Source organism: Paenibacillus sp. LC231, from assembly GCF_001860525.1.
Taxonomy (GTDB): domain Bacteria; phylum Bacillota; class Bacilli; order Paenibacillales; family Paenibacillaceae; genus Paenibacillus_AQ.
The window spans coordinates 39,075-48,226 of sequence record NZ_JFOM01000029.1 but is presented as its reverse complement, the minus strand read 5'-3'; the positions used below and the strand labels follow the sequence as shown (position 1 = coordinate 48,226).

The following is a 9,152-nucleotide window of genomic DNA, read 5'->3' as shown; positions in this document are numbered from 1 at the left end:
AGGCCCCTTAAGGGGTAGCCGAAAAAGTAGTGCGGTTGGCGAACGATTCAATGCCCTTTAGGGCTGGCCAGTAACAAAGGCTTTCAGCCGCAGAGCAAACCACCCGTTCACACGGGTGGTTTTGATTTCCCCCTGAATTGGGGGGTTCCGAACAAAGTCAGTCGGAGCACCCAGAGCAGACACAGTCCCCCGAACATCGGGTAGAGGAGAGAGAGCAAGGAGCTGAAGCCGAACTGGCTGAAGAAATAACAGAACACCATGATGCCAAGGGTAATCACTCTGGGCGACAGCGAGGTTCGCTGCTGAACCTGCAGGGTAATCCCGTAGATATTGGCCACGAAGGTGCTGAAAATTTCCAGGAAGATCAGAATGAGATAGATGATCTGCACGAGCCAGCCCAGCTGGTTGGCGATGCTGCCCATCGGGATCTCGTATTGACTAATGCCGGGCATATGCGCGGACATCGCAAAATGCGCCGCCATCAGCATAAATCCTACGCCCGTACCTCCAATGATGCCTCCCCAGGTTACGGCACGCGCGCTTTTGGTCTGGCTGCCGAGCGGGACCAGCACCGGCATTGCCATTACCAGGTTAAAGGAGGTGTAGAGAAGGGGCGCCAGCCAAACCGAAGGCAGGGTATGGTCCGTAGTCAAGGTTAAGAATCGGGTGGCACCCGGTGTTTGAATCGTCTGAGAAATAATCGCAAGCGATAAGGTCAGCATCATGGGCACAACAAGACTGTTCATTGTCATGATGGACTGGATGCCTTTTCTGAGAATGAAATAGGTTCCGATCATCGTGACAAACAATCCGGTTTGATAGCTCAGATTCAGATGCTCCACAAAAACAGAGCCCGCGCCGGCAAGCATGATGCTGTTCACTCCGAGCAGAATGACAAACATAAAGAGGCTGATCCAGACGCCGGCTTTCTCTCCAAACAGGAATTTGTTCAGGTCCTCAAAGGATTTGGCCCCGATCCGCCTGGATATCGTCATGATTTTTGTGCCGAGCCAAATGAATATTCCTGTCGCTAGCAGAATGGTAAGTGTAGCCCAGTGTCCATATTGGGTAAAAAATTGAAGGATTTCACGTCCGGTTGCAAAGCCAGCGCCAACGATGGTTCCGATATATGTAAAGGCGATCTGTAAAACACGAACAGAATTACGCAAGCCCCGCATCCCCCTTGAAAGTTAATACGTTCTGCTTAGTACAAGGTATGCTTGGCTCAGCTGGGACATGACTCCTACCTGTCCAGGTCCTTACCGGAGGCATGTACATGATGATGGCCAGGCAAGGAGATCAATGTCAGGAATTCTGACGGGAACCGTACAGTTAAATGACGGAGTCACCGTTTGTACTTGCCGTACAGGGAGGAATATGTTACTTTTACGACAAAGGAATCGTGGGAGGTCTTTTGGATGGATTGGTTGAAAGAGCGGATCATCAAAGAAGGTGTCGTGTTGTCGGATCAAGTGCTGAAGCTGGATGCCCTGCTGACGCATCAAGTAGACCCGGCATTAATTATGGATATGGGCCGGGAATTTGCGGCTAGATTTAAAGAGAGCGGCGTAACCAAGGTCGTTACGCTGGAATCCTCCGGCATTTCTGTTGCATTTGCCGCGGCGCTTGAATTGGGAGTTCCGATGGTATTCGCCCGGCGCAAAAAAACGCTGCTCGCCGATCCAGACGCCTTGTGTGAGCGGGTTCCGTCTTTCACCAAGGGCATTGTCACGGACATTATGGTATCGCGCCAGTTTATCGGCGAAGAGGATAAACTGCTCTTCATTGATGACATTATCGCAAACGGTGACGCTGCAAGAGGCCTGATCAAGATTATTGAACGGGCGGGAGCGGAATTAATCGGGCTTGGCGTTGTGATTGAAAAGAGCTTCCAGGCCGGAGCGAGAACGCTGCGCGAACAGAATGTTCATGTGGAATCGCTGGTCACCATATCGTCGCTTGAGGACGGCAAGATTACGTTCAGCTAGGTTTAGGAATATACCAAACGCTTCATGGCATGTCAGGAGTAGAGCCGAAAGGCAGGACTTCCGACATGAACGTTTGTACCCTAGCCTCTGCCGTGCGTAATCGTGTAAATTCGTAGTCAATTTTAAGTGGATTTCAGCCTAAAATCACAACAAAATCTTTTCGCCTCCAAGATTTTCGCTTATAATAAAGAGGTAGGCAAGAGAGAGGAGGCAGCACCATGGGGAAACAACCTGTAACCGAGCCGTTTTTGATTGAGAAGCTGAATGAAGCAAAGGTACATTTTGAACGTGCTTTGGATTGTAAACATACGGAGTTTGATGATCTATATCCCTATATGATTGAACATCCTCAGTTTTTCTGGTACAAACGCTATGTTGCCTGGTCAGAACTGCTGACGATTGCCGGATTGTGTGAGGAGGTTTCCTTCGAATGGAAGGAACAGTTTACGCCTCAGCAGGTAGAATATATCGAGAAGCGCGTCATGTCTTCAACCGTTCTGGATTTTTGGTACGAGAAGAATGACAGTATCGAGCCGGCACAGCGTTAATGGGTATATAGGACATCTCTTAGTCGGGATGTTTGTCGATATCGCAACGCATTCAAAAGACCTAAATGATCTCATTTAGGTCTTTTTTTGCACAAAGTTTATGAAGGGGGTATGGTGATGATTAGCGATGAAAGACTCGATGAGCTGCGGCTCTCCGGCGAATTGGTCCGGGTTGTCCGGGACGGCTTGGAGACCAATGATATTATAGGCTTTGTTGTAGCCTGGGACCCGGAGCAGGTCATTATACGCCGCAGAAACCGGCGGGTCGTTAAACTGGATCGCCGTTACAGCTACCAGCTTAAAAAGGAACCAAGAGTTAGCCCGATCGAAGAGTAGGCATAGATCTCGAACTCGTCGGACAACTTAACCTCGCATCAAATTTTTGTGGAAGAGGTGCTTTAGGTTTATGGAAATGTCCAATGACAAGGTCTCGGCTTACAAGAATGAAATTCTGAATTTGAAGCAGAGCATGCCGGAAATGGCAGAAGCGTATCATCAGTTCACCGGCGTTTGCTTTCAGGATGGCGAACTGGATGAGCGAACGAAGCAGCTGATCGCGCTCGGAATCGGACTGTTTGCCAATAATGAGCTGTGTACCTTCTATCATATGGAAGAAGCCCGTGCGAAGGGAGCCTCGGATGCTCAGATTATGGAGGCTGTAGCCGTGGCGTCTGCCGCCAGTGCGGGACATGCCCTCTCGCAGGGATTGACCCGCGTGCAGCATAATCTTCATTGATTCACGTGTCAGCGATAACCGTCTCAACCGGAGCATTCATGTTCAGTGGGGGAGACGGTTATTCTCTGTTTAAGGGCAGCGATTTAGCGGGCGTAAACAGCGGCAGGAGGATGGGCTTGCTCAGAGGACTCGGTCTCGGGCGAAACCAGCCCAAGGTAGGCTCGCATGCGGTCCATCATCTCCTCACGGAAGGATGGCCATAGAATGTTCATCGAACCAATGTAACCCCGACAAGCATATCGTGCCTGGATTCCTTCCTGGTTTTGTCCAATATCATACACCTTGATCGCCCGCTTGGTGAATTCCTGCTTCACCTCACGAAGAAGCACAGCAGCACGCTTGGCGCCATTCCCCACAACCTCTACATACAATTGAGGGCTCTTGAAGACACCGCACTCCTGAATGATTCGGCAATCCCTTTCAAACACCTTATGAATGAACATCAGCAGCAGGTAACTCTTGATCAATGCACGTTCTTCCGTCGTAACAGCCGGTATGGCCATCAACATCACCGCCTTTATATAGAAAATGGTTATTGAATGAGAACTTATGTTCTTATTTTAACCGAAAAACAGGTTTTTAATCAAGTTTAAAAAAAGTGTTGACTCATTTTGCGCAGCGTGATACTATATATCTTGTCGCCGCTGATAAGGACTTGTCTCCTAATAGCGATGAACATGATACGCGGTCGTGGCGGAATTGGCAGACGCGCACGGTTCAGGTCCGTGTGGGCTAACCCCCGTGGAGGTTCGAGTCCTCTCGACCGCATCCTTATAAAGAAGCTCGTAAACTTGCTTTTTAGCAGTTTACGAGCTTCTTTTGTGTTGAGATTTTAGATGGGGCGGGATGAAAGACTTTAACCAAAATAATGCGATGCCGTTGACAGCCAACGCCGACAAGGTCAAAATTACCGCGGAGCTGCGGAGAAAGCAGCTGCGAGTAAGAAAGCCGACGACCCAACGGTGGCGGGCAAGGAGTTTCTGTGCCTGGGCTGTGCTGAATACAATCACTCTTACATATTTACATACCTTTTCTCAAACAATACGGTTAGGTGTGATTAGCATGAATATGAATGGAAGGGGAGTAACCATGCGGAAGGCATTCAAAAAATTGGTTATCTTGCTATGTACGATATGGATGATCGTGGACGGAGCACAGATCGGATATGGCGCAGGGGTGGCCTCTACCCCTACTGCTGATCCTCCCAATCAGGAAACAGAAGAAATCCACGAAGAATCCGGACGCGGCAGGCCTGATCTGGAGGCGAAAGTTAATAAGCTGGCCGTCATCATTGATGATTTTGGCAATGATCAGAAAGGGACTCAGGAAATGCTGAGTCTTCCTGTTAAGATCACGGTGGCAGTGATGCCTTTTTTGCCGACAAGCGTGAAGGATGCCGAAGCTGCGCATCGGCAAGGGCATGACGTCATCATCCATATGCCCATGGAGCCGAAGCAAGGACGATCTTCCTGGCTCGGACCGGGTGCCATTCTAAGTTCACTAACCGATGAGGAGATTCGTGAACGGATGGAGGAGGCAATCGATTCGGTTCCTTATGCCGTTGGGATTAATAATCATATGGGCTCCAAGGTTACCGGGGATGAGCGGGTCATGTCGATTGTGCTTGATGTATGCAGGGAGAGAGGGTTGTTCTTTATCGACAGCAAGACAAACTACCATAGCGTGATTGGCAAACTGGCCGCGGAGAAGGGGATGCCGTCCATCGCCAACGATATATTCCTGGATGATGTTCATACCGTTCAGCACGTGAGCAAACAGCTTCTGACAGCGGTACAGCATGCGGAAGAGAGAACATCCTGCATTGCAATTGGCCATGTCGGCAAATATGGAATCCGAACGGCAGAAGCGCTGAAAGGAACCATTCCGAAACTGCAAGCCAAGGTGGAGTTTGTGGGTATCAGCGATCTGGTTAGGGAACGATCAAGCTGGCGGCCGAATCCGCTGCCTGCAAATTAGCGTTGGTTAGCAGAACCGAATTTCGCTGTCTGCGTATTAGTGTCAGCAGCAGAACCGGAGTCGGTTTCGGCATGCCGTGAGCAACCGGCGTTAAAAAGATTATCCGACAAAGGTCCGCCCCTATCTTGAACAGCCATAAAAAATGAATAGCCTTCCAGTCAAGGATCCGGTGATTCCATCCCTGTATGGAAGGCTGTACATATGTGTGGAGGCAGTATTCATTTATCGAATGCGGGAATCGGTGAGCTTGAATTGTCCTACCAGTTGCTGCATGGATTTTGCAATAACTTCAACATTGCCCGAAGTGTATCGTACGCTTTCGATTTCCTCTGTAAGCTCCTGTACCTTGCTCTCCACATCCTTGGAAATCTTCCGATTCTCTTTGCTGACCGATGCAATTTTCTCCATAAGCTGAACTACTTCATCAACCGCCTGATGTTTACGAACGTCATCTTCGGCAGCGGCGGCGAGCAGCTCGGAGGCCGCGGAAACCAGCAGGTTTCCTTCTTGCACGACCTTGGTTCCTTCCTTCATTGATTGCACGGCTTGCTGGGCGTCTTTATAGATATGGCTGATAATTAGGTGAACCTCCTCCGTGGACTTTCTGGTCAGTTCGGACAGCTTCCGGATTTCGCTAGCTACCACGGCAAACCCTTGTCCGTGTTCTCCGACCCGTGCTGCCTCAATGGAAGCATTCAGGGCCAGTAAATGGGTTTGGGAGGATATTTGCTCGATGGCGTGCAGCACGCCGGTGACCTCTTGAACGGTACCCATGAAGGTGCGGATCGTCTGATTCGTTTCCTCGACCTTCGAGGAGATATGAGACATCTTGTCTCCGATACGAACCACTTCATGTTTGGCTACATCAATCTGTTCATTGGCTTGCCGTTCCAGCTGACGGAGGGTTCCCCGCATCTGTTCCGCGCTTTCCTTCACGGCATCGATATCCTTCAGCTGGCTGCGCATGCTGCGAATCATCTCGCTAATGTTGCCGCTGACACGCTGAGCGGAAGTCACGGTGACGGCAGTTGTGTCATTCATCACCTGCTGGCTGGCGGAAACATCGCCTGCGGTCAATTTCACCTGCATCATGATGCTTTCGAGGGAGTCGATCATATTGTTGATCCATTGGGCTAATTCGCGCGTTTCGTCCTGATCGAATGGGCGGGTATCCAGGCGCTGCGTCAGATCGCCGGTACCTTCGGCATTCATGCGGATAAATCGGCTCAGGCTTCGAAGTCGATCGGCAATACGCCCGATTTCTTTGCGGCCGATCAGGGAAGAGGCCAGAAGACCAGTGGCCACGCAGGCCAATCCTCCTACAATTGCGGCGAGTGCGGGCGACCCATAAGCAGCAGTAACATAAACAATGAGAGCTATCAGCATACTGGACACAAAAGTGGATAGGCCATGGAGCTTAGCATGTCTAAAGCGGATGCTGCGAACGCGGTAAACCTCTTCCAAATCCCCTTCGCACATCATCCCCCAAACATCCGGACAATGGGGCAAACGGAACGTCAGGCCTTTGCCGATCACCGGAATGTGGCGGTAATCGGAATATCCCGGAAAGGCTACGAACAAATTGCTTCCGTTCGCAATGGTATTGGCTACTCCCGGGTGCAGCTGACCCGTCGCCGGGTCGGTAAAGATGAGCTCAAGCTCGGTATGCTCTTTTACGGAAACAATTCCCCAGTCGGTCGTAACGCCGTCCTTCAGGTTCTCGCCGTGGGTAAAGGTTCGGTCTTCAAATCGGCTTCTGGAAAGAGCGGTTCCGGGCGCAATGTGATGATTCATTTCGGGCTTGGCCATGAAAATATAGTTGTCGCCGGAATCAGGGTAAACGTGGCCGGATTCCCGCTGGATTAAATCTCCGATCACGTCATTCGGCACACGGCCGCACAGGATGCCGACAAACGTATCTCCCGTGTAGATGGCATTCATGAACAGGAGCGTCATTTTGTCGTGAAAGGTAGAGGAACGCGGGCCGATAGTTAAGGTAGTGGGATCGGCATACGGTCCAAAGAGCAATTTGCCAGTGTTCGAACCGATAAGATGGGTGATCGCAGCGCCCAGTGTACTGCTAGCGTTATAGGTTGTTCCAATATGTGAGGGGTATGTAGAATATGTGACTTCACCAGAGGAGTTCAATAAGAATAATTCCGTAAAGTCGGTAGCGCGCGAATATAAGGCTGAGAAGAGCTGCTCCTGATTCAACCGGGCGTTTGATGACAAAGGGCGAGAATGTTCGCTGCCGACTTGTGATTGATAGGAATTATCCTTGTTCAGCTGCTCCTTCAGTCGGTCCAGATGTCCCCAATACTCATGACTCCAAGAGAATAGCAGCTCTTTACGCGTTTCTGCAATACCTACGAATATGTCTTCAACATCGTTCTTCATATTACGATTCAGACGCCATGAAATCCAGAGCGGAAGTCCTTGGCGATAGCCAAGCCAGTCAAACATCGCAATCTCCCCCAATTTCCATTTGAGTAATCTATCTTTCTATATGTTAGTTATACTATCATAATATCCTGAAATTTCTATAATTTTTTTCAGTAAAATGATACTTTTTCATCTTGATGTTAACTTAAATGACAAAAAAGAAGGTTTGTAGACCTAATTATTGGAGTAGGCAGGCCTATATATGCAAAAAAAAAGCCCCAAATTACAGGGCCGTTAAATAACTGATAATCCCGTCGGCAATGGCTTCAGCGATCTGCATTTGACCGTTGCGGCCGGTTAATAATTTCCGATCCTCCATATTGCTGAGAAAGCCGGTTTCGACGATGACGGCGGGTACTTGGGTTTGATTCAGCAGATAGTATGGTTTACCTACCATGATGTGATTGTTGTTGCGGTAAACCAGATTCAGCTGCTCTTGGATGGTGTCCGCAAGCAGGGTGCTGCGTCCCTCGGATTGATGCAGCACGATGCCTCCGCGCTTGGACGAGTTCTTCCCCCAATTCACATGAATGCTGACCACCAGCTTGGTCGGGATCTCGCTGCTGAGCTGCTTGCGCTGCGACAGATCGCGGCGATGCCTCGAGGAGCTTCGATGCCAGCGATTGTCATCGCTAAGCGCGTAATCGGCATCGCGGTTCAGGACGGCATGATAGCCTTCCTTGCGCAGCAGCATGAACAGTCTCCGTGAAATGGCCAGATTAATATCTTTTTCGAGAATTTCACCATACGACGTTCCTCCGTCGATTCCGCCATGACCCACATCGATCAGAATGACATCATGGGCAAAAGGGTGCAGCTGCCTTAGTTCGGACTGGTCGATTTCCTGACCTGAAGAGTGGGTGGATTCGGGCGTTTCGGTCAGAAGCCGGGTTGTCGATAATAGACTTTTATGAACGGCATGCGCTGGACGCGTCATGGTTTGCTCCTTCACTGGATATGCTTCCATAACAGAACCCGGGAGTGCCAGTGTCAAGAGAAGCATCCATACAACGGCTGTCTTAATCATGATGGTTCCCTTCTTTCACGTAAAAATTTCGGCTTTTTTAGAATGTGCATATGGCGGGAAAATCATGCTGTTCAAGTGCGAGCGTCTAGAATTGATTGAAATGGAGCAAACTGATACTGGGATGTGGATAAACCAAAAGGAGTTGATTCGTATGGCCAGCGGCGACGAATTGATCAAGTACATTACCGAGCGCGTGGTTCATTTTATAGATACGCCTAAGGACGTTCGGCGTCAAGCGAAGGTGAAGGAATCCTGGACCACAAGGTGGTTCGGCATGATTCCGTTCTCCATGTCGCTATGGAAAGAGGATGTAACCACCAAGCGCAAAAAAAAGGGACGAAGTAACAGCTGATGCATGTTCAATTCATGAAATCGCATTTTGCGCATCGTGTGCGCACGATGTCAGGGTCGAAGTGAATCTGGCATTTGAAGGC

General features: G+C 49.7%; 10 protein-coding genes and 1 tRNA gene. 7 read left to right on the top strand and 4 right to left on the bottom strand.

From position 1 onward, the window contains the following. Positions 1–107 precede the first annotated feature (107 nt). On the bottom strand, positions 108–1,169 hold the full coding sequence (locus AK95_RS20380) for a YkvI family membrane protein (protein ID WP_071221738.1): 1,062 nt from the start codon (positions 1,167–1,169) through the stop codon (positions 108–110). 249 nt (positions 1,170–1,418) lie between these two features. Here AK95_RS20380 and AK95_RS20375 point away from each other — a divergent pair, with 249 nt between their 5' ends. The 4 genes from AK95_RS20375 (at position 1,419) to AK95_RS20360 (ending at position 3,272) form a co-directional block, all read left to right on the top strand. Then, positions 1,419–1,988 (top strand): xanthine phosphoribosyltransferase, encoded by a 570-nt coding sequence (locus AK95_RS20375; protein WP_071221737.1) that lies wholly within the window; start codon positions 1,419–1,421, stop codon positions 1,986–1,988. Positions 1,989–2,206: 218 nt separating this feature from the next. Continuing rightward, positions 2,207–2,536, top strand: coding sequence for a hypothetical protein (locus AK95_RS20370; RefSeq protein WP_071221736.1), 330 nt, complete (start codon positions 2,207–2,209; stop codon positions 2,534–2,536). A gap of 117 nt (positions 2,537–2,653) precedes the next feature. Continuing rightward, positions 2,654–2,872 carry a hypothetical protein gene (locus AK95_RS20365; RefSeq protein WP_071221735.1) on the top strand — a complete coding sequence of 73 codons (219 nt, stop codon included), beginning with the start codon at positions 2,654–2,656 and terminating at the stop codon, positions 2,870–2,872. A 70-nt stretch (positions 2,873–2,942) separates the two neighbouring features. Beyond that, complete coding sequence (locus AK95_RS20360; RefSeq protein ID WP_071221734.1) at positions 2,943–3,272, top strand: carboxymuconolactone decarboxylase family protein; 330 nt, start codon at positions 2,943–2,945, stop codon at positions 3,270–3,272. Positions 3,273–3,355: 83 nt separating this feature from the next. Here AK95_RS20360 and AK95_RS20355 read toward each other — a convergent pair whose 3' ends face one another. After that, positions 3,356–3,775: a YhjD family protein gene (locus AK95_RS20355; RefSeq protein ID WP_071221733.1), complete on the bottom strand. Its 420-nt coding sequence runs from the start codon at positions 3,773–3,775 to the stop codon at positions 3,356–3,358. 181 nt (positions 3,776–3,956) lie between these two features. Between AK95_RS20355 and AK95_RS20350 the strand changes: the two genes are divergently transcribed. Next, positions 3,957–4,040, top strand: a tRNA-Leu gene (locus tag AK95_RS20350). A 300-nt stretch (positions 4,041–4,340) separates the two neighbouring features. Next, complete coding sequence (locus AK95_RS20345; protein ID WP_481855860.1) at positions 4,341–5,249, top strand: divergent polysaccharide deacetylase family protein; 909 nt, start codon at positions 4,341–4,343, stop codon at positions 5,247–5,249. Positions 5,250–5,471: 222 nt separating this feature from the next. On the opposite strand, the gene AK95_RS20340 is transcribed toward AK95_RS20345, so the two are convergent. Together AK95_RS20340 and AK95_RS20335 are read right to left on the bottom strand one after the other, a co-directional pair. After that, entirely contained in the window at positions 5,472–7,712 is a 2,241-nt protein-coding gene (locus tag AK95_RS20340; protein ID WP_071221731.1) for a methyl-accepting chemotaxis protein, read from the bottom strand. Positions 7,713–7,914: 202 nt separating this feature from the next. Continuing rightward, a complete protein-coding gene (locus AK95_RS20335; protein WP_071221730.1) occupies positions 7,915–8,718 on the bottom strand; it encodes an N-acetylmuramoyl-L-alanine amidase in 804 nt (267 codons plus the stop codon). Between the two features lie 151 nt (positions 8,719–8,869). Between AK95_RS20335 and AK95_RS20330 the strand changes: the two genes are divergently transcribed. Then, positions 8,870–9,070 (top strand): YqzE family protein, encoded by a 201-nt coding sequence (locus tag AK95_RS20330; protein ID WP_071221747.1) that lies wholly within the window; start codon positions 8,870–8,872, stop codon positions 9,068–9,070. The last annotated feature ends 82 nt before the right edge of the window (positions 9,071–9,152 follow it).